The sequence below is a fragment of the Marinobacter sp. L-46 genome (assembly GCF_056859535.1).
Window position 1 is genome coordinate 1 of record NZ_JBSXOP010000078.1, and the last position, 19424, is coordinate 19424.

Sequence of the window (19424 nt, forward strand, 5' to 3'; positions counted from 1 at the left end):
AAGCGCCACATGGGCTCAGCCGAGCGCTGATGAAGCGAAGCTTCATGCGACAGCTGAGCGACCGCAATCTGTGATTGCGGGCCGGACCCCGTAGGGGTGCCGCAAGGAGCGGTTTTTGGACAGCCTCCCCCCAAACCAACCGTTAAGCTTCTGTGGCGGCCGTCTCCCAAATGCTGAATCTGAGAAGGCATGCATACTCACTGTTAGAACGGCCGGGCGGTGGGTCTTGTTCACAGACTGTTGAAGGCCAGGGACGGCCTGAAACAAGCGCACAGGGATGTGCTCGTAGCGTGTCTGTGAACAAGGCCCACCGCCCGGCCCAACTCCAGAATATGAGGCTTAAATGGACACACTGGCCGGCGGAAAACTGAAACTGGTTCAGGCCGCTCTGCGGTTGATTACCGAAACGCGGAGCCTGACGTCGTTGGGGCTGCGGGAGCTGGCTCGTGAGGCCGGGTTGAATCCGAATACGTTTTACCGGCACTTCAAAAGCCTGGATGAATTCGGGCTGCAGGTGCTGGGGTATATCGCCGAGGACATGAAAGCCGGCGTGCGGCAGTTGCGTCAGATGGCGGATTCCTCGGAGCAGGCCTCCCACGACACCGTCACCTTTGTGTACCACTACTTCCTGGCCAACCCGGCAGCAACCACGGTGGCGGTCAGGGAATTGCACGGCCCGTCGCCCGTGTTACGCCGAGCCCTGGAGGCACAACTGGACGCCAGCGCCCGGGAAATGGCCGAGGATATTCTGGAGCGCGGGCTGGTGCCCGGCGTCGATGAGGTGATGGTACAGGAGATTTCCAACATGACCATCCGCTACATCCTGTTCCGGGCCATGGACTATATCGAGAAGCCCGAGCAGCGGGAGCGGATTCAGGTAGAAACAGAGCGGTTCATCAACCGGCAGTTCCGGGGGGCATTAATCGAGGAACTGGATTCCGGGCAGATTCTGGCACTGAAACAGGCGCCGGCCTCTGACTGAGGTCAGGCCGGCGCCCGGAAGCTTTTATTCAGTGGTGTTGTACACGTAAGAGGATACCGTGCCGTCATTATTGAAACGGACCACCAGATCCGTGGTTTCATCGTCACCAAAGGCGGACCAGCGATACTTGCCGTAAGTCCAGGTGCGTTTGCCGTCTTCAATACCGGTGCGCCAGGGCTCACCGAACATCTCCTGAATCTCCGCGCGGGTCGTCTCACCGATGGTTATCTGGTCGACATTATGAGTCGCAAAATCCCGGCCTACGCTGGCGCAACCCACCAGGGTGATCAATACCGCAGCCAGCCCAGCCAGTTTAAGATGACGCATCAAAGCCATATCCAACTCCTTGTCTGGTGAATAGCAACAATCTGCCTACAGCATAGCGTTTCTGGCGATTGCTGCGATTACGAACCGGACAGATTTCAGACACAAAAAAGCCGCGGGCCCGAGGGCGCGCGGCAGGCACGATCGAAGGGGTAGGTTCGATCAGTAGAGTTTTGCCAGGGATTTCTTGGCGAAGGCTTCCACTTCGTTCAATCGGCCTTCTTTCACTTTCACCAGCCATTCCGGGTCTTGCAGCAGGGCGCGGCCGACCGCGATCAGTTCGAATTCATGGTTGGTCATGCGCTCAACCAGCTCGTCGATGCCGGACTGTTCCACGGCTTCTTTCTTGCTGGCGAAGGTGCCGCTGATGAAGTCTTCGGTCAGGCCCACACTGCCAACCGACATGGTCGGTTTGCCGGTGAGTTTCTGGGTCCAGCCGGCCAGGTTCAGGTTGGAACCTTCAAATTCCGGTTCCCAGAAGCGGCGGGTGGAGGCGTGGAAGATGTCCACACCGGCATCCACCAGCGGCTTCAGGAACTGTTCCAGTTGTTCCGGGCTATCAACCAGTTTCGCTTCATAGGCTTGCTGCTTCCACTGGGAGAAACGCAGCATGATCGGGTAATCCGGGCCAACGCGATGGCGGACTTCTTCGACGATTTCCACCACAAAGCGCAGGCGGTTTTCCATGCTGCCGCCGTATTCGTCGTCGCGTTGGTTGGTGCCCTCCCACAGGAACTGGTCCAGCAGGTAGCCGTGGGCACCATGGATTTCCACGCCGTCAAAGCCAAGGGCCTTGGCATCCTGGGCGGCATCACCGAAGGCTTTGATCACATCCTGGATGTCTTCCTTGCTCATCGCCTTGCCGTTGGGCTTGCCCGGGGCAAACAGGCCTGAAGGGCTGTAACCGGGAACAGACGGATCCGGCTCGATACCTTCTTTGCGCACCGCGCCCACGTGCCACAGCTGCGGGAAGATGGCGCCGCCGGCTTCGTGCACGGCATCAACCACCTGCTTCCAGCCCGCCAGGGCTTCGTCACCATAGAAGGCCGGCACGTTCGGGTAACCGTTGGCAGCGGCGTGATTCACTACCGTGCCTTCGGTGATGATCAGGCCGACGCCGGCTTCGGCACGGCGACGATAGTAATCGACCACATCCTGACCCGGTACGCCGTTGGGTGAGAAATTGCGGGTCATCGGAGCCATGGCTACGCGATTGCGCAGCTTGAGGTTGTGAAGTTCAAACGGCTCAAACAAAGGACCAAGATTCATACTCATGTGATGTGCAACCTCATTAATTTGGTTTCGTAAAGCAACCCTATTCAATCCGGTTTCAAAATGCAACCCTATTGGGTACACTCCCTTACATGGCCAGAAAACGTTTTGATGATTCCAGTTGCTCCGTCGCCCGCGCCCTCAATGAAGTGGGCGACTGGTGGTCCCTGCTGATTGTGCTGCATGCAATGTACGGCACGCGACGGTTTGTCGACTTCCAGCAGCAGCTGGGCATCGCCAAGAACATCCTGTGCGACCGCCTGGCACGGCTGGTCGACAACGAAGTGCTGCGCAAGGAAGATGTGGGCGAGCATGGCTCCCGCTTTGAATACCGCCTGACCGAAAAAGGCCGGGACCTGTTCCCGGTGGTGGTGGCCCTGCGCCAGTGGGGTGACAAGTGGAACCCGGCGCCAGACGGCCAGCCGCTGGACCTTCGTGACCGGGAAACCGGTCAGCCGATAAAGGCGGTCACGGTGCAGAACGCCGAGGGCGAGCCTCTGAGTATCCGGGATGTGTTGGTGGTGGAAGACCTGGAGAAGGCCAGCAACCAGGGCTGACTATACGCAGGGCCCGAAGTACCCCCGTTTTTTTGAGTTGGGTCAACCGTGCCGCCGAAGCCTGCCGGGGTGGCGCCCTTAATTGTCTTAAATCAAGCTTTCCCTTTCCCCAGCGATTACCCTCACTCCATTGACTTTTAATAAGTGAGGAAATGGCTATGTCTCGTACTTTCAAACTCGGTGTTCTGGCCGCGGCCGTGATGGCTGTTGCTCCGGCTGCTCAGGCCTTTGAAGCCGGCGATTTCATTGTTCGCGCAGGTGCGGTGCACGTGGCGCCGGATGATTCCAGCGAAGTCATTACTGTAGGCTCTGTGGCGGCCCTCGGTGCGGACGCCCGTGTTGCAGTAGACTCCAACACACAGTTGGGTCTTCGTGGCACCTACATGTTCACAAGTAACCTTGGCTTGGGTGTGCTTGCGGCAACGCCATTCAAGCACAACATCAGTGGCGCTGGCGACATTGCAGCCTTGGGTGACATTGGTGAGACCAAGCAACTGCCACCAACTATTACCCTGCAGTACTACCCGATGAAGAGTTCATCTGCTGTACAGCCCTATGCGGGCGTAGGTGTTAACTACACGACTTTCTTCGAAGAGAAGACTGTTCTGGGTGAACTGGATCTGGATGACAGCGTGGGTGTCGCAGTAGAGTTCGGGGTGGACTACATGCTGAGCGAGCAGTTCGGCTTGAACGCCGCAGTCTGGTGGGCCGACATTAATACCGATGCACAAGTGACTCTGGCAGACGGCGTAACCAAAACCGACAAATTCGAAGTAGAAATCGACCCAATGGTCTACATGGTAGGTTTCACCTACAAGTTCTGATCCACGTACCCCCGGCAGTCCCTGGTCTGTGGCTGCCGGATGGTGCGTTCTCCTGTGCGGGGCTGTGTTGCAGCCCCGCTTTTTTATGCCTGGAGAACCGGGTTATCACGCGCTCTGGCGCTGGGCCGGGCGGCCAGTTCTGCCCTGCCCCTGGCCACGGCCTTGTCCTTCGCCCTGAGCACCACGTCCGCGGCCACCACTACGGCCAGCCGGTTTCGGGCCAAAACTCTTGCCAGCGCCACCTTGCGGGCGACGGCTGCGGGCCTTGCTCGGGTCGGCCTTGGCTTTGGGCTTCAGCGGCAGGTTGTTCTTCGGCTCGAAGCCTTCCACTTCCTTGCGCGGAAGCTGCTTCTTGATCAGCTTTTCGATACCCGCCAGCAGTTTGCCTTCATCGGCACTTACCAGCGACAACGCATGGCCACTTTCGCCGGCGCGGCCGGTACGGCCGATGCGGTGCACGTAATCTTCCGGCACGTTCGGCAGTTCAAAGTTCACCACCTGCGGCAGCTGTTTGATGTCCAGACCACGGGCGGCGATGTCGGTGGCAACCAGCACGCGTACTTCACCGGCCTTAAAATCCGCCAGCGCACGGGTACGGGCACCCTGTGACTTGTTGCCGTGAATGGCGGCGGCGGTGATGCCGTCCTTTTCCAGCTTCTGGGTCAGGCGGTTGGCGCCGTGCTTGGTGCGGGTGAATACCAGCACCTGGTCCCAGGCGTTGTCACGCACCAGCTTGCTCAGCAGCGCGGTCTTCTGGCTCTGGTCTACCGGGTAAACCGACTGCTTCACCTTCTCGGCGGTGGTGTTACGGGCCGCCACTTCCACCTGTACCGGGTTATCCAGCAGGCCCTGGGCCAGGGTGCGGATTTCGTTGGAGAAGGTGGCAGAGAACAGCAGGTTCTGGCGCTTGGCCGGCAGCAACGCAAGGATCTTGCGGATGTCGCGGATAAAGCCCATATCCAGCATGCGGTCGGCTTCGTCCAGTACCAGGATTTCCACTTCGTTGAAGCGCACAGCGTTCTGCTGATACAGGTCCATCAAACGGCCAGGTGTTGCCACCAGTACGTCCAGGCCCTTGCGCAGCTTCATCATCTGCGGGTTGATCTTTACACCACCGAAAACCACGGCGGCCTTGGTGGGAACGTATTTGCTGTAAAGGTTCACGCTGTCGTGTACCTGCGCGGCCAGTTCACGGGTGGGTGTGAGAATCAGGGCGCGGGGGCCTTTGCCGGTGCGGGGGTTTTCCGCCAGGCGCTGCAACAAAGGCAGGGTAAAACCAGCGGTTTTACCTGTGCCGGTCTGGGCCGCGGCCATTACGTCCTTGCCAGACAAAACAGCAGGGATTGCCTGCAGCTGAATGGGAGACGGGGTTTCATAACCCTGATCGGCGGTGGCACGGACCAGCTGCTCGGACAAACCGAGGGAAGAAAAACTCATATAAGGTGTACTCTTGATTGATTCTGCCTCCACGAACACCGGATACGGCGAATGCGGGCAGATGCCATGAACATTCATGGAATAAAAGACGACTACGGTCACGCGCCGGGTTCGGGGTGACGTCCTCTGACAGGTCGTATGGATGGTTCGCAAAGCGGCCGTTGGCCGGAAACTGCGGAATCCCTAGAGGCAGGATGCAGGCACGGTAACAGAGCACCCGGCAAATAGCTATAGGTGGTTTTTATTAGCAGGCTTTCAATTATGCAAAAACATGGAACTCCCATGAATGTCTCCGGTCACTAGCCGCCGTATGCCAATAAAAACCCACAGGATTCCGGAGATTCCATGCTCAGCGTAGGCGTTGGCCCCCTCAGCCTGTCCATCGGGCACCTGCTTCTGGTGCTGGCCTTTGTGGTCGCCCTGATTGTAGGCACCCTGACCGGCCGTAAAGAAAAAACCCCGGTAGCCGGCACCCTGGCCGATATCTTCCTGGTCGCCATGGTCAGTGCCCGTATCGGCTTTGTGGTGCGGTATTTTGGCGAGTATCAGGGCGACTGGCTGGGCATGATCGACATCCGCGACGGCGGTTTCGATATGGTGACCGGCCTGGTTGTTGCCCTGGCGTTCACCGGCTACCTGATGTGGAAACGGGCCGCCATGCGCCGGGCACTGGGCTCCGCCGTTGCCGCCGGGCTGATTACCTGGGGCGGCATCAGTGGCCTGATCGCCCTGATGAACCAGCAAACCCAGGGCCTGCCCGAAGTCGCCCTGACCGACCTGAACGAGCGCCCGGTAGACCTGGCCAGCCTGGGCGGTGACAAGCCCACGGTGGTGAATCTCTGGGCCACCTGGTGCCCGCCCTGCATCCGCGAGATGCCGGTGCTGGAAGAAGCCCAGCAGCGTTATCCGAACGTGAACTTTGTCTTCGCCAACCAGGGCGAGCACCCGGAAACCATCCGCAAGTTCCTGATGGAACAGAACCTGAACCTGAGCCACGTACTCAGCGACAGGCAGAACCGTTTTGGCCGGGTAGTCGGCAGCCACGGCTTGCCAACCACCCTGTTCTACAACGCCCAGGGCCACCTTGTAGATACCCATATGGGCGAATTGTCCCGCGCCAGCCTGGCCCGGAGCCTCGAACGCTTCGATGCCAGCTTCCTGAACTCATCCCCATCCAAGGAGTTAACATCCCGATGAGCACTCCCCTTGCCCAACGCCTGATCAAGGGCACCGTTTTATCGTCTGCCCTGTTTGCCATGGCGGCACAAGCCCAGGACTACCCACCCGCAATCCAGTCGCTGGAGCAACAGGGCGTTACCGTCCTGGAAAGCTTCGAAGCGCCGGGCGGCATGACTGGCTACGTCGGCGAGATGCAGGGGCGCTCCCTGGCGTTTTACCTGACCCCGGATGGCGACCATGTAATTGTGGGTACGCTGCTGGACGATAAAGGCACCAACCTCAGTGCTGCCAGCATCGAAGAGCTGGTGACCGGCCCGAAATTCGCCGAAGCCTGGCCCCGGCTGGAAAGCAGCAACTGGGTGCGTGACGGCGCCGAAGACGCCGAGACCGTGATTTATACCTTCACCGACCCCAATTGCCCCTACTGCCACCGGTTCCGCCAGCAGGCAGCGGCATGGATTGATGCCGGCAAGGTGCAGCTACGGCACATTATGGTGGGTATTCTTCGGGAAGACAGCCTGACCAAGGCCGCCACCATTCTTGGCAGCGACAACCCGGAAGCTGCATTGCATGAGCATCAGGGCAACTACGAGCAGGGTGGCATAGAGGTCGACCGCAAGAAAGTCAGCGCCGCCCATATGGACGTGAAGGCCAACAACCGCCTGATGCAGCAACTGGGCCTGCAAGCCACCCCCAGCACCCTGTACAAGGATGGTGAAGGCAATGTGAAAATGGTTCAGGGCCTGCCTAACCCGCAGGCGCTGGAACGGATGATGGGCTCCAAGCCTTGACGGAACCCTGCGTCAGGCCAGCCAGAACGTCAGGCTGAAGCCCAGCAGGCTGGCCGCGCCCAAACCCCACAGAGACAGCGGCAGGCTCCAGCGGAAGGAGGCATCCCGGGCCCGGTAACCGGTCAGCCGTTCCATGATCAGGGCGTTGGCCGCAAAGGGTGTGCCGAAGGCAGTAATACCCCAGCCGGTAACCATGGCAATCGCCAGGCCCAGCTGGGCCGCGGTTGGCCACAGGGAACCCAGAATACCGCCCATCAGGGTGGCAATGATAATCGGGTTCATACCCGCCAGACCGGCGGCAAAGAACACCCAGGGCACACCGGCGGCCAGCAGGGCCCAGAGCCACACCGGCAATTCCGGCTGACCACTGATCTGGCCCAGTACCACGCCGCTGAGCACCGCCCCGATAAAGGCCGAACCACCCACAATGGCCAGTTCGTTGCTGACATTGGCCATGCTGGTCATGGGCGGATTTTGCCCTCGCAGCCATCCCAGAACCCGGTACAACAGCACCGCCCCCAGGCAGCTCAGAGCCACCGCATGGGCATAGCTCAGCCCGAACTGATGGCTGAGCCAGAGTACACCCACACACACCGCCAGAATCAGGCCACCAAATCGCAGCCAACTGCCCGCGCCGGCACCAGTACCGCCCTGCTCGGTGTTTTCCAACGGTTCCGGTTCACGCCAGCGTAATCCCGCCAGCAGCATCAGCACAGAAAACGGCACGGCCAGCGACAACAGTGACAACAGGCTCACCTGGGGCAACAAAGTCAGGGTGAGCACCACCGAGATAGACAGGGGCGAGAACGAAGGTGCCACGCCGAACCCCCGCAAAACAGCCCGTGTGGCATTGCGGGTAGATTCGGAATCGCCATTGCGACGGATACGCTCCCCCACCAGGCTGCCCACCACAGCGACCGAACCAAAGTTCAGGGGAATGGATACCAGCGCGGTACCGAAGGCCAGGCTCAGATAACGGGTCAGCGGCTTGCCACCAAACAGGCTGGAAGAAATCTGTTGCAGGTCCTGTGTGCGGGCCAGCACGTTCGACAACAGCATCACCGCCAGCATCAGGCCCGCCAGGCGGGTCATGTTGCCGACGGCGGTTACGATCAGCGCCGGGTCGTAGCCCAGGGCAAAGATCAGCATGGCCAGGGCCACCACAAACACCGCACGGGGCACGTTACGCATGTCCTGCCAACCCAGAAGTATCGCCATACCAGCCGCCGCCGCACCCAGCAACGGCATACCGGGCAGCAGCGAAAGCACGGCCGCAGTCAGGGCAAGGTAGGCAAAGGCCGAACGTAATCCGATAGGCAAGGTGGTGTCCTTATTCGAACAACAGGAAGCCGTTATCGTAAGGATGCTAAGGGCCCTTGCCTATCAGCATTTGTGATAACACAGCCCTGAGCTATGCCGGGGAGGAAATCCACAGGGTTGATCGGTGCGTAGTTTTAACGGAGAGTAAGGTCTATATAAATTCACGACATAAGAAAAAAGGATGATCCATCATGCAGTCCGGATGGAAATTCACCCTCGGCCTGTCCGCCGTTTTAATGATGGTGGGCGGGTGCAGCGAGCAGCAGGAAACGTCCGCCCAAAGCACCGGGCTCAAGCCGCCCTCGGAAACCGGTATTCTGAAAGTCGCCACCCGAAACGGCTCGACCACCTACTACCTTGACCGACACGAGAACCCTGTCGGCCCGGAGTACGCCCTGGTCTCCGACTACGCCCAGGCTCGTGGCTGGGAGGTGGAGTGGACCATGCTGGACTCCACCGCCGATGTGCTCGCCGCCCTGGAAGCCGGCACTACCCACCTGGCAGCCTCCGGCCTGACCCACCTGCACAGCCGCAACGAGCTGTTCACTCCGGGGCCGGCCCACACCGAGATCACCGAGCAACTGGTCTGCCACCGTGACGATCGCCCCCTGCCCCGCAAACCTGAAGACATTCAGGGAATCGATATTGCGGTCACCGCCGACTCCAGCTATGTGGACACACTGAACGAACTGGCCGGACAGCATCCGGAAATTGAGTTCCGGGAAGACAGCGAGCGCACCACCGAAGTGATCCTGGCCGAAGTGGCAGACAGGAATGTGGGCTGCACCGTGGCAGACTCCAACATTGTGCAGGTGATGCGCCGGCACTTCCCGCACCTGGAAGTGGCCATGAACCTGACTGAAGGGCGCAATCTGGGCTGGTACCTGCCGGCCGGCTCAGACGAGCTGGCAGCAGACACCCGAGAGTGGATGAACAGCAAGGAAGGTGACGAAGCCCTGGGCCGGATGGAAAACCTCTACTACGCCTACATCGGCGACTTCGACTTTGTCGACTTGCGGGCCCTGAACCGGCGGATTGAAGACCGGCTGCCGAACTACATCGACCTGTTCCGGGCGGCCGAGCAGAAAACCGGCATACCGGCCGACCTGCTGGCAGCGCTTTCCTACCAGGAATCCCACTGGAACCCGAAAGCCAGGTCGCCCACCGGCGTGCGGGGGATGATGATGCTGACTTTGAACACCGCAAAATCCCTGGGGGTAACCAACCGGCTGGACCCAATTGCTTCCATTGACGGCGGTGCCCGCTACCTGGCCGACCGCCATCGCCGCCTGCCGGAAACCATCCCGGAGCCGGACCGCACCTTCCTGGCCCTGGCCAGCTACAACATCGGCCGCGGCCACCTGCTGGATGCCCGGCAACTGGCCCGGGACCTGGGCAAGAACCCGGATTCCTGGGACGACATGGAAAAGGTACTGCCCCTGAAAGCCGACAAACGCTACTACCCCAGCACCCGCTATGGCTACGCCCGGGGTTACGAACCGGTGCACTACGTGCAGCGTATCCGCAACTACCGGGACATTATCCGGCCAGCGTTCCAGTAACTCAGGAGCCGAACAGGGCCGAGCGCAGGGGCCGCAGGAAACCGGCACTCTGCGGTTGGCCGGCCAGGCTGCGCTGGCCGTCGAATTCCAGGTAGCCATCTTCGATGGGCTCGAAGCGCAGAATCTTCACATCGGTGAGGTAATCCTGCGAGGCCTTCCAGGGGCCATGAGTGCCCTGGCGGGGCAGCCGGTCTTCGGCTCGTTTGATGTAGCCGGCGCCCAGAGAGCCCAGAATGGTTTCATCACCGCCACTGTTCTCGGTATCCCGTGGCACCGCCACCTCATAACCCTTGCGACCCATATGGTTGATCAGCCGGCACAGGTACTCGCTGGCGATATCCGCTTTCAGGGTCCAGGAAATGTTGGTGTAGCCGAAGATCATGCCGGCATTGGGCATGCCTTCCAGCATCACGTTCTTGTAGATCACCTTGTCTTTCAACACCACCTCCCGGCCATCAACCCGGGGTTTGATGCCACCCAGCATCTGGATATCCAGGCCGGTGGCCGGAACGATGATGTCGGCTTCCAGTTCCTCGCCGGATTTCAGGCGAATACCGGTTTTGGTAAAGCGCTCGATATGATCGGTTTTGATCGACGCGGTGCCGGCCTTGATGGCCTCGAACAAGTCGCCGTCTTTCACCACGCACAGGCGCTGGTCCCAGGGGTTGTAGTCCGGGCTGAAGTGGCGCATGTCAGCCTTGCCATTCAGCTGGCGCTTGATGATCGACAGGAACAGGCGGCGCATGGCTTTCGGGCTCTTGCGGGAGCGCTCGAACAGGAACCGGGAAATGGAAATATTCCGGGCCCGGGTCAGCCGGTAGGCGGTCCTGGCCGGCAGCACTTTCTGCATGGCCAGGGTCACTTTGTCTGTTGATGGCAGCGGCATCAGATAGGTAGGCGAGCGCTGCAGCATGGTGACATGGGCCGCTTTCTCCGCCATGGTCGGCACCAGGGTAATGGCCGTGGCGCCACTGCCGATCACCACCACTTTCTTGCCGGTGTAGTCCAGGTTTTCCGGCCAGTGCTGGGGGTGCACAACCTGGCCCTTGAAGTCGCTCTCGCCGGGGAAATCCGGTTTGTAGCCCTGGTCATAGTTGTAGTAACCGGTACAACCCACCAGGAAGTTAGCGGTGTAGGTTTCCTGGTCGCCGGTCTGCTCATTCTCGGCGGTCACTGTCCAGCACTTATCTGCGCTGGACCATTCGGCGTTCTTTACCGCCACGCTGTACCGGATGTGCTTTTCGACATCGTTTTCCTTCGCGGTTTCCGCCACATAACGCTTGATGGATGCGCCATCGGCCAGCACTTTGCCGCCGGTCCAGGGCCGGAAGTTATAGCCGAAGGTGAACATGTCAGAATCCGAACGGATGCCGGGATAGCGGAACAGGTCCCAGGTACCGCCCATGGCCTGGCGGCGCTCCAGGATGGCAAAGCGCTTGCCGGGGCATTCCCGTTTCAGATGGCAGGCCATGCCGATGCCGGATACCCCGGCACCGATGATCAGGACATCGTAGTGTTGTTGGTTCATGCGGATGTCTCCCGGGCGTTATCTTTCTTGTTGAATAACGCCCACGTTACGCCGCCGGCCCGCTACTTCAATTGGCCTGACAACCCCCGTGAAGCCGTATGCAGGGCCAAACCACCTGCACACGTCCGGCCGGAACCTGCTTGTCTCACGGCTTTAACCCCGGGTACTTTTTCTGCAACCGATACAGCCGGACAATGGTAATGATGTTGGTAACCAGCACCATGCCCTCGGCCAGGATGCCGCCTACCGAACCGATCACGATGTTGTTGAGCATCCACGCCAGGGCGGCCAGGCCAAGCACAATGCGAAGCGGTATCCCCCGGAGCATGAACATACCCATGGTGCCCAGGGTGGCGGCGGTCAGCGGGAATACATCGGTGGCGGTTTTCCAGGTGGCCCAGGCCACCAGCAGATTGACGGTGAGTATGCCGGCCATGATTTTCCAGTTGCCCTGGTAACGGCGCGCCAGGGCGATGCGCAGGATGACCAGCACCGTCAAGGCGGCTGCCGTCCAGCTCTGGAAGAAGGCAAACATCAGGGCGAAGGCGACATTGGCAGAGATCAGCAGCACCATCAGCCGGTCGTCATTCTTGTTGGCAAAGCCGGCAATACAGAAAGCCAGGGCCACCAGACCCGCCAGCTGGCCAAGCAGTTGTGCCAATGTCATGCCTGCGAGCAGATCTGCCATCGCGCCCTCGTCGTCAAAACCACCAGACTGCCATATTTGCCGGCGCTGAACCACGCAGTTGGTGGTGCCTGCGAGCAATACCTTTGGTACAAAATGCCATTGCCCTTAGTTTGCTAATCAGGCCATCATCGTTCAATCATGCGCACACCCTGGAATCCGGACATGGACAACTACCTGAAAGCCACGCCCTTCTTCAACTACAACCATCCCGCAGTTAGCGCCTGGCTCCAGGAGCAGCTGGCCGGTGTTCCGGATGACCCGGTAGAGCAAATGAAGGCACTGTATCTGGCGGTGCGCGACGGCATCCAGTACAACCCCTATGTGTTCCGGGCGGAGCCCCACACCCTGTCCGCCAGCTATGCCCTGGAATCCGGCGAAACCTACTGCATCCCCAAAGCCGTTCTTCTGGGCGCGGCCGCGCGGGCCCTGGGCATCCCCAGCCGCCTGGGCCTGGCCGATGTACGCAACCACCTGTCCAGCCCCAAGCTGATTGAATGGCTGCAGTCGGATGTGTTTCGCATGCACGGGTTTATCGAGCTGTACCTGAACGGCCGCTGGGTGAAGGCCACGCCAGCATTCAACCAGCAGCTGTGCCAGATGATGAAGGTAGACCCGCTGGAGTTCGACGGCGTGAACGACTCGGTGTTCCAGGAGTTCACCGAGGATGGCCACGCCCATATGGAATACATCAACGACCACGGCGTGTTCGACGACGTGCCCTTTGATTTTATTCTTGAAGGCCTGCAGGCGGCCTACGGCCACCTGTTCACCCCGCAGGGCGAGGCTGACCCGGTAAGCGGTAGCCTGGAGCAGGACATCGCGGGCGGCTCGTAAGCCCATAAAAAAACCGGTATCCACATCCCGCAGATACCGGTTTCAGGGGTCAGCCCGAGGCTGTCAGGCTTGCGTAAACTTACTGCGCAGAGTTGCGGATCAGGAAGTCAAAGGCACTCAGGGAAGCCTTGGCACCTTCGCCCATAGAGATCACGATCTGCTTGTAGGGCACCGTGGTGGCATCGCCGGCCGCGAACACACCCGGAATGGATGTTTCGTTACGGTCGTTGACGATGATCTCGCCGTGCTGGCTCAGCTCGATATCACCCTTCAACCACTCGGTGTTCGGCACCAGGCCGATCTGGACGAAGATACCTTCCAGCTCGATGTGGTGCGCTTCACCGGTGGTGCGGTCGGTGTAGTTAAGGCCACTTACCTTGCCGTTCTCGCCCACCACCTCGGTGGTCTGGCCAGAGGTGATGATCTTCACGTTGTCCAGGCTGCGCAGTTTCTTCTGCAGCACTTCGTCTGCACGCATCTGGTCGCCAAACTCGATCAGGGTAACGTGGCCAACAATACCGGCCAGGTCGATGGCAGCTTCCACGCCGGAGTTACCGCCACCGATTACCGCCACGCGCTTGCCTTTGAACAGCGGGCCGTCGCAGTGCGGGCAGTAGGCCACGCCCTTGTTACGGTACTCTTCTTCACCCGGCACACCCATCTGGCGCCAGCGGGCACCGGTGGACAGAATGAGGGTACGGGACTTCAAAGAAGCACCATTGGCCAGCTTCACTTCGTGCAGGCCGCCCGGCTGCGCTGCCGGGATCAGCTTTTCGGCGCGCTGCATGTTCATGATGTCGACTTCGTATTCGTTAACGTGCTGCTCCATGGCAGAGACCAGCTTCGGGCCTTCGGTGTAAGGCACGGAAATCAGGTTCTCGATACCCATGGTATCGCTCACCTGGCCACCGAAACGCTCGGCCGCAATACCGGTGGAGATTCCCTTACGGGCCGCGTAGATCGCCGCCGCAGCGCCAGCCGGGCCACCACCGATGACCAGAACTTCGAAGTCGTCTTTCTGGTTCAGCTTCTCGGCCTCTTTCTCGGCGGAGTTGGTGTCCAGCTTGGCTACGATTTCTTCCAGCGTCATGCGGCCCTGGCCCCAGGGCTGGCCGTTCAGGTAAACACTGGGTACCGCCATCACTTCACGCTGCTCAACTTCGTCCTGGAACAGGGCTCCGTCGATGGAGGTGTGCTTCACCTTCGGGTTCAACACACTCATCAGGTTCAGGGCCTGTACCACGTCCGGACAGTTCTGGCAGGACAGGGAGAAGTAGGTTTCGAACTCGAACTCGCCGTCCAGCTCCTGGATCTGCTCCATCAGCTCCTGTGACGCCTTGGACGGGTGACCGCCTACCTGCAGCAGCGCCAGTACCAGTGAGGTGAACTCGTGACCCATGGGGATACCGGCGAAACGTACGCCAACATCGGAACCAATCCGGTTGATCGCGAAAGACGGGCGACGCACGTCGGTTGATTCTTCGGTGCGCAGGCTGATCTTGGAGGACATCGGCTCCAGTTCTTCCAGCAGCTCTTTCAGCTCCTGGGACTTCTTGCTGTCGTCATAGGCTGCCACCAGCTCGATCGGCTGCTGCAGCTTTTCCATGTACGCCTGGAGTTGTTGCTTGATGTTTGCATCCAACATTTAGGGGGTCTCCTTGATGTCTGTCGTAGCCAAGTGGCTGAATTCAAAGTGAATCGTTAAAAGAAGTTGTGTGTACGATACGGCCCTGCAATACAAAGCTCAAATTAATTGATGCAAAACGATTAATAGGGCAGAGCTATAGCATGCGCGTTAACCCATCCCCACTCTGAACCCCGGCCACCACAGCCGCTCGAATACCCCAAGCTTCACTTCAACAGTAGACGATATCGGAAGCCCAGGGCATGACCGGTGGCAAGATTGCGGGTTTTGCGGACACCACAACGCAAAAACCCCGGCAGAGCCGGGGTTTTCGGAGGATCGAGGCCTGCGGACAGACCTCTTTCCAGTCAGTTTTTCTGTGGCAGAAAAACTTAGATCTTGCCAACCAGGTCCAGAGACGGAGCCAGTGTTTCTTCGCCTTCTTTCCACTTGGCCGGGCAAACTTCGCCAGGATGGTTGCGAACGTACTGGGCAGCTTTAACCTTGCGCAGCAGGTCGTCTGCGTCACGGCCGATGCCTTCAGCAGTGATTTCCATGGCCTGGATAACGCCATCCGGATCGATCAGGAAAGTAGCACGGTCTGCCAGGCCCTGGCCTTCACGCATAACACCGAAGTTGTTGGTGATGGTGCCAGTCTGGTCGCCTACCATGTAGTACTGGATCTTGCCGATGGTGTCGGAAGTATCGTGCCATGCTTTGTGGGTGAAGTGAGTGTCGGTAGACACGGAGAACACTTCAACGCCCAGCTTCTGCAGCTCTTCGTACTTGTCAGCTACGTCGCCCAGTTCGGTCGGGCAAACGAAGGTGAAGTCAGCCGGGTAGAAGAAGAAGATGGCCCACTTGCCTTTAACGTCTGCTTCGGAGATTTCTACAAACTCGCCCTGCTTGAATGCGGTAGCGTTGAACGGTTTGATTTCGCTGTTAATAATACCCATCTCAGAATAGCTCCTGTTGATCGTTTGGGTTGATGGCTAAGAATCGGTGCAAAGAATACTGCTTTTGCCAATTCGGTAAAAATTGATTATTTCCAACCTGGGGATAGGCTGAGCCTATCCTGATAAAACCCTGCCTCTCGGCCCGCAGCGGTACGGCGTTATCCCGATGCCTAACCAGATATGGGGCCTCGCCCCGCCGTTTCAATCCTGTGGAAAACCAGTATGTGTTGTTCCGGTGACGGTTTGATGGCGGCAGTAACCCCCGGATTCACTAGGCATAAATATAAAAAAGGTATTCCTGCCCGTTCTTCACCGGATCCTGGGCAAAGGTATAACCGTGGGCGATAGCTTCTTCCGGCACATTCCGGAACGAGCCCGGGCAATCGGTGACCGCCCAGACCGTCGAGGTCAGGCCGAAGTACAGTGCGCTGAGCAAGCCAGCGACGATGAGCACAACATAGGGGTTCCAGTGGCGCTGGAACATCGGCGCTCTGCAGCCGATTGTTAAATCCTTTGGCGTACGATATCCTGACCATGTTCAACATTCTGTACAGGAGTAGTCTTATGGATGCCATTAGCTATACCGCCGCCAGAACCAATCTAGCAAAAACCATGGAGCAGGTCTGTGAAGACCATTCCCCTGTAATCATCACCCGGAGCAAGTCGCCGTCAGTGGTAATGATCTCTCTGGAGGACTACGAGGCGCTGCAAGAAACGGCGTATCTTCTGCGCGCACCAAAAAACGCACGGCGTTTGCTGGAATCCGTTGCGGAGCTGGAGCAAGGCGGTGGTCAGGAAAAGGAACTTCTTGAATGAAACTCATCTTCTCCGAGAACGCCTGGGAAGACTATCTGTACTGGCAGAAAACCGACAAAAAGATTCTTAACCGAATCAACAAGCTGATAAAAGAGACCAAGCGAGAACCGTTCGAAGGTGTTGGCAAACCAGAGCCCCTCAAACACAGCCTCGCCGGTTACTGGTCTCGCCGGATCAACGACGAACACCGAATAGTTTACAAAGTCACGGATGACGCTTTGCTAATCGCCCAACTCCGGTATCACTACTGATTTCACGCCTTGGCTCATGCGCCGGTTGGGAGCCGCGGAGCAGCACAAAACTGGTCGCTGTGCAGCCGATTGTTATGTTTTCCCCGAAGTGCTAGATTGTGTATAGAAACCGAAAACCCTACACATAGGTGCACCGTGAGAACGAACATTGTCATTGACGACCAGTTGATGGCCGAAGCCCTCAAAGCTTCCGGCTGCGAAACCAAGAAAGAGGCCGTTGAGCAAGGCCTGAAACTTCTGGTCCAGTTGAGTAAGCAGCAGGAAATTCGAAAACTGCGCGGCAAGGTCAAGTGGGAAGGCGACCTGAATGAAATGCGGAGCGCCGGATGATACTGGTGGATACCAGCGTCTGGATTGACTATTTCAACGGATTCACTAACCCACATACTGACCTGTTGGATGCCTCGATAGTCCAAGGATCTGTCGCTATCGGGGACCTCATATTTCTGGAAATCCTGCAAGGCATCCGCAACGACAAACAATATCGTCAGACCAAACAAAGCCTGATGACGCTGGATCAGTATGAAATGTTTGGCAAAGATATGGCAGCCAAGTGTGCCGACAATTATCGAGCGCTTCGTAAAAAGGGCATCACGATCAGAAAGACTGCCGATGTGGCCATCGCGACATTTTGCATAGAGAAGGAGCTACCCCTGTTGTTCCTGGATCGCGACTTTATCCCTTTTGTTGATCACCTTGGGCTTGAGCCTGCCCTGAGAGAAACATAACGCCAGCCTGCATGCGCGGCTACGGAATGGAGGCGAAGCCGCAATGTAGTGGGTGTCGCCGTGCCTGCCTTGGTTAGCACTTGTTGACCCCTGCGTATATGCTGATAATATACGTTCATGATCAATTGGGCACAAGTTACTGGCTTTGACTGGGACGAAGGTAACTCCCGCAAGAATGCGGAGAAACACGGCGTAAACCAGTCTGAAGCGGAAGAAATTTTCTTTAATGAGCCGCTTCTGGTGCTGGAAGACTCCAAACACAGCCAGACCGAGGCCCGTTTTCATGCCCTTGGTGAAACTGATGATGAGAGATTACTCCACATCACGTTCACACTAAGGCAGAACGGTACACTGATTCGGGTGATTTCCGCTCGCGACATGCACCGAAAAGAGAGGGCCGTTTATGAGCAAACCAAAAAAGATGCCTGAGTTCAAAACTGAAGCAGAAGAACGGGAATTCTGGGAAACCCACGATTCTACCGATTATCTGGACTGGAGCCAGGCCAAGCCGGCATCTTTCCCGAAGCTGAAACCCTCAACCAAGACCATCTCACTCCGGTTGCCGGAAACGCTGCTTGATCGGATCAAAATCGAAGCCAACAAGCGGGACATGCCTTATCAATCGCTGATCAAGGCTTGGCTTGCAGATGATGTAAACGACAGCCGTCGGACCTGAGGTGCTAACGCTGAAGCGCACCGGTGGCTTTGTCGCAGCGCAGCGGAGACAAAGGCATCCGAGTGACGCGCCTGGTTAAATTACTACCGCTCACCTTCAAGGCCATGCCATACCCGGAGAATGATGATGGCACTGGGATGGAGCGAATATCGAACGACATATTTCCCGAAAACCATATCTCGAACAGAGTCAGGCACCGGTGCCATTTCAACTGGTGTGCCCATCTTGGGAAAATCAGGAAGCAATTCGATTTTGCCAACCAGTTCGGTGGCGATCCGGGCTGCCGCCGATGGATTGTGGACTGCAATGAACTCCCTGAGGCGCTGTAAATCTTCAATGGCTTCGTCCGTGTAAACCAGTTTCACTTACCTGACCTCGGTGCATCCTGCTCGTTGTCGGTTCCCCAACTATTAAGCCAGCTGTGAACCTCGCGGGCATCAACAACCTTGCCTTGTGCAGCGGACTCCATTGCTTCTAAGGTCTGTTTCCAGCGCTCTTGCTCCAGCTGCTGCTTTTCTATGTACTCCGATAATGCTTGGTTAATTACCCAACCTTTGCTCCGGTGCAACCTGCCAGCAATTGCTTCCAGGTGCTGTTCAACTTCTGCTTGAAGGCGAACCGTGGTGACGCTCATGACTATACCCTCGAGTTTGGCTACTACAATGTATTACAACATAGTCTACGAGGGTGCGGCAAAAAATTTAACGCCGGGCTCTGCGGCAGGCAAAAGTGGAGGCCGCGTTTTGGCTGGAGCTTTTGACTGTCCGACAGCAGCCGATTGTTATGTGAAATTTGACTCAATGACTTTGGCAATTACGCCCGGCTCCTTGAGCCCCTGAGCAAATATTTTACTGTCAAATTTATCGCTTTCTCTAAGACCTACGAAACCTTCTTCGTAATGTAGGAAAAACTGGATAGCACGAATTGCTATTTTCTAGTTAGTGCCCATCCAGAAACTAATAAACAACTGATTTTCAGGTAATATTTCTGAGGAAGGGTAAAAGAATCCTCTTGGCTCTGGTATGTTTAAAGTGCGAACCAAAAACAGCCAACAACCAAGAGGATCCGGCATGCG

At 57.9% G+C, this 19424-nt stretch carries 24 protein-coding genes; 13 read left to right on the forward strand and 11 right to left on the reverse strand.

The window, feature by feature from the left end:
- The first annotated feature begins 343 nt into the window (after window positions 1–343).
- Window positions 344–982, forward strand: a complete 639-nt coding sequence (locus tag AC13DJ_RS14055; protein WP_482934135.1) for a TetR family transcriptional regulator — start codon at window positions 344–346, stop codon at window positions 980–982.
- A 24-nt stretch (window positions 983–1006) separates the two neighbouring features.
- On the opposite strand, the gene bamE is transcribed toward AC13DJ_RS14055, so the two are convergent.
- Together bamE and AC13DJ_RS14065 are read right to left on the reverse strand one after the other, a co-directional pair.
- The gene (gene bamE, locus AC13DJ_RS14060) at window positions 1007–1318 is read right to left on the reverse strand and encodes an outer membrane protein assembly factor BamE domain-containing protein (RefSeq protein ID WP_022991367.1); all 312 of its coding nucleotides are present in this window, start codon (window positions 1316–1318) and stop codon (window positions 1007–1009) included.
- A gap of 150 nt (window positions 1319–1468) precedes the next feature.
- On the reverse strand, window positions 1469–2581 hold the full coding sequence (locus tag AC13DJ_RS14065) for an NADH:flavin oxidoreductase (RefSeq protein WP_286815835.1): 1113 nt from the start codon (window positions 2579–2581) through the stop codon (window positions 1469–1471).
- A gap of 89 nt (window positions 2582–2670) precedes the next feature.
- On the opposite strand from AC13DJ_RS14065, the gene AC13DJ_RS14070 reads away from it, so the two are divergent.
- Complete coding sequence (locus tag AC13DJ_RS14070; RefSeq protein ID WP_482934134.1) at window positions 2671–3135, forward strand: winged helix-turn-helix transcriptional regulator; 465 nt, start codon at window positions 2671–2673, stop codon at window positions 3133–3135.
- Between the two features lie 158 nt (window positions 3136–3293).
- Window positions 3294–3959 carry an OmpW/AlkL family protein gene (locus AC13DJ_RS14075; protein ID WP_482934133.1) on the forward strand — a complete coding sequence of 222 codons (666 nt, stop codon included), beginning with the start codon at window positions 3294–3296 and terminating at the stop codon, window positions 3957–3959.
- Between the two features lie 105 nt (window positions 3960–4064).
- Here the strand turns inward: AC13DJ_RS14075 and AC13DJ_RS14080 are convergent, their stop codons facing one another.
- Complete coding sequence (locus AC13DJ_RS14080) at window positions 4065–5396, reverse strand: DEAD/DEAH box helicase (RefSeq protein WP_482934132.1); 1332 nt, start codon at window positions 5394–5396, stop codon at window positions 4065–4067.
- Between the two features lie 345 nt (window positions 5397–5741).
- On the opposite strand from AC13DJ_RS14080, the gene AC13DJ_RS14085 reads away from it, so the two are divergent.
- Entirely contained in the window at window positions 5742–6593 is an 852-nt protein-coding gene (locus AC13DJ_RS14085; protein WP_482934131.1) for a prolipoprotein diacylglyceryl transferase family protein, read from the forward strand.
- Window positions 6590–7366: a thiol:disulfide interchange protein DsbG gene (gene dsbG, locus AC13DJ_RS14090; protein ID WP_022990173.1), complete on the forward strand. Its 777-nt coding sequence runs from the start codon at window positions 6590–6592 to the stop codon at window positions 7364–7366. The genes AC13DJ_RS14085 and dsbG overlap by 4 nt, the downstream gene beginning before the upstream one ends.
- 12 nt (window positions 7367–7378) lie before the next feature.
- Here dsbG and AC13DJ_RS14095 read toward each other — a convergent pair whose 3' ends face one another.
- Window positions 7379–8686: a hypothetical protein gene (locus tag AC13DJ_RS14095; protein WP_482934130.1), complete on the reverse strand. Its 1308-nt coding sequence runs from the start codon at window positions 8684–8686 to the stop codon at window positions 7379–7381.
- A 191-nt stretch (window positions 8687–8877) separates the two neighbouring features.
- Here AC13DJ_RS14095 and mltF point away from each other — a divergent pair, with 191 nt between their 5' ends.
- Window positions 8878–10248 (forward strand): membrane-bound lytic murein transglycosylase MltF, encoded by a 1371-nt coding sequence (gene mltF, locus AC13DJ_RS14100; RefSeq protein WP_482934129.1) that lies wholly within the window; start codon window positions 8878–8880, stop codon window positions 10246–10248.
- A 1-nt stretch (window position 10249) separates the two neighbouring features.
- Here mltF and AC13DJ_RS14105 read toward each other — a convergent pair whose 3' ends face one another.
- Both AC13DJ_RS14105 and AC13DJ_RS14110 read right to left on the reverse strand, forming a co-directional pair.
- Entirely contained in the window at window positions 10250–11776 is a 1527-nt protein-coding gene (locus tag AC13DJ_RS14105) for a flavin-containing monooxygenase (RefSeq protein WP_482934128.1), read from the reverse strand.
- A gap of 145 nt (window positions 11777–11921) precedes the next feature.
- The gene (locus tag AC13DJ_RS14110) at window positions 11922–12464 is read right to left on the reverse strand and encodes a YgjV family protein (RefSeq protein ID WP_289103031.1); all 543 of its coding nucleotides are present in this window, start codon (window positions 12462–12464) and stop codon (window positions 11922–11924) included.
- Window positions 12465–12626: 162 nt separating this feature from the next.
- Here AC13DJ_RS14110 and AC13DJ_RS14115 point away from each other — a divergent pair, with 162 nt between their 5' ends.
- Window positions 12627–13298, forward strand: a complete 672-nt coding sequence (locus AC13DJ_RS14115) for a transglutaminase-like domain-containing protein (protein ID WP_289103013.1) — start codon at window positions 12627–12629, stop codon at window positions 13296–13298.
- 79 nt (window positions 13299–13377) lie between these two features.
- Here the strand turns inward: AC13DJ_RS14115 and ahpF are convergent, their stop codons facing one another.
- From ahpF to AC13DJ_RS14130, 3 genes are all read right to left on the reverse strand, one after another.
- Window positions 13378–14943: an alkyl hydroperoxide reductase subunit F gene (ahpF, locus tag AC13DJ_RS14120; protein WP_289103011.1), complete on the reverse strand. Its 1566-nt coding sequence runs from the start codon at window positions 14941–14943 to the stop codon at window positions 13378–13380.
- Between the two features lie 371 nt (window positions 14944–15314).
- Complete coding sequence (gene ahpC, locus AC13DJ_RS14125; RefSeq protein WP_094624799.1) at window positions 15315–15878, reverse strand: alkyl hydroperoxide reductase subunit C; 564 nt, start codon at window positions 15876–15878, stop codon at window positions 15315–15317.
- Between the two features lie 271 nt (window positions 15879–16149).
- The gene (locus AC13DJ_RS14130; RefSeq protein WP_482934127.1) at window positions 16150–16362 is read right to left on the reverse strand and encodes a hypothetical protein; all 213 of its coding nucleotides are present in this window, start codon (window positions 16360–16362) and stop codon (window positions 16150–16152) included.
- An 80-nt stretch (window positions 16363–16442) separates the two neighbouring features.
- Here AC13DJ_RS14130 and AC13DJ_RS14135 point away from each other — a divergent pair, with 80 nt between their 5' ends.
- The 6 genes from AC13DJ_RS14135 (at window position 16443) to AC13DJ_RS14160 (ending at window position 18349) form a co-directional block, all read left to right on the forward strand.
- Entirely contained in the window at window positions 16443–16694 is a 252-nt protein-coding gene (locus AC13DJ_RS14135) for a type II toxin-antitoxin system Phd/YefM family antitoxin (RefSeq protein ID WP_127329600.1), read from the forward strand.
- On the forward strand, window positions 16691–16945 hold the full coding sequence (locus AC13DJ_RS14140; protein ID WP_232901785.1) for a Txe/YoeB family addiction module toxin: 255 nt from the start codon (window positions 16691–16693) through the stop codon (window positions 16943–16945). Before AC13DJ_RS14135 ends, AC13DJ_RS14140 begins: the two co-directional genes overlap by 4 nt.
- Window positions 16946–17080: 135 nt before the next feature.
- A complete protein-coding gene (locus AC13DJ_RS14145) occupies window positions 17081–17275 on the forward strand; it encodes a type II toxin-antitoxin system VapB family antitoxin (protein ID WP_286815847.1) in 195 nt (64 codons plus the stop codon).
- Window positions 17272–17673, forward strand: coding sequence for a type II toxin-antitoxin system VapC family toxin (vapC, locus tag AC13DJ_RS14150; RefSeq protein ID WP_482934126.1), 402 nt, complete (start codon window positions 17272–17274; stop codon window positions 17671–17673). The genes AC13DJ_RS14145 and vapC overlap by 4 nt, the downstream gene beginning before the upstream one ends.
- A gap of 117 nt (window positions 17674–17790) precedes the next feature.
- Window positions 17791–18102 (forward strand): BrnT family toxin, encoded by a 312-nt coding sequence (locus tag AC13DJ_RS14155; RefSeq protein WP_106693228.1) that lies wholly within the window; start codon window positions 17791–17793, stop codon window positions 18100–18102.
- Window positions 18077–18349: a BrnA antitoxin family protein gene (locus AC13DJ_RS14160; RefSeq protein WP_054641814.1), complete on the forward strand. Its 273-nt coding sequence runs from the start codon at window positions 18077–18079 to the stop codon at window positions 18347–18349. The genes AC13DJ_RS14155 and AC13DJ_RS14160 overlap by 26 nt, the downstream gene beginning before the upstream one ends.
- An 83-nt stretch (window positions 18350–18432) precedes the next feature.
- Here the strand turns inward: AC13DJ_RS14160 and AC13DJ_RS14165 are convergent, their stop codons facing one another.
- Window positions 18433–18714, reverse strand: coding sequence for a type II toxin-antitoxin system RelE/ParE family toxin (locus AC13DJ_RS14165; RefSeq protein WP_023012028.1), 282 nt, complete (start codon window positions 18712–18714; stop codon window positions 18433–18435).
- The gene (locus AC13DJ_RS14170; RefSeq protein WP_022989998.1) at window positions 18711–18983 is read right to left on the reverse strand and encodes a CopG family ribbon-helix-helix protein; all 273 of its coding nucleotides are present in this window, start codon (window positions 18981–18983) and stop codon (window positions 18711–18713) included. The genes AC13DJ_RS14165 and AC13DJ_RS14170 overlap by 4 nt, the downstream gene beginning before the upstream one ends.
- Between the last annotated feature and the right edge of the window lie 441 nt (window positions 18984–19424).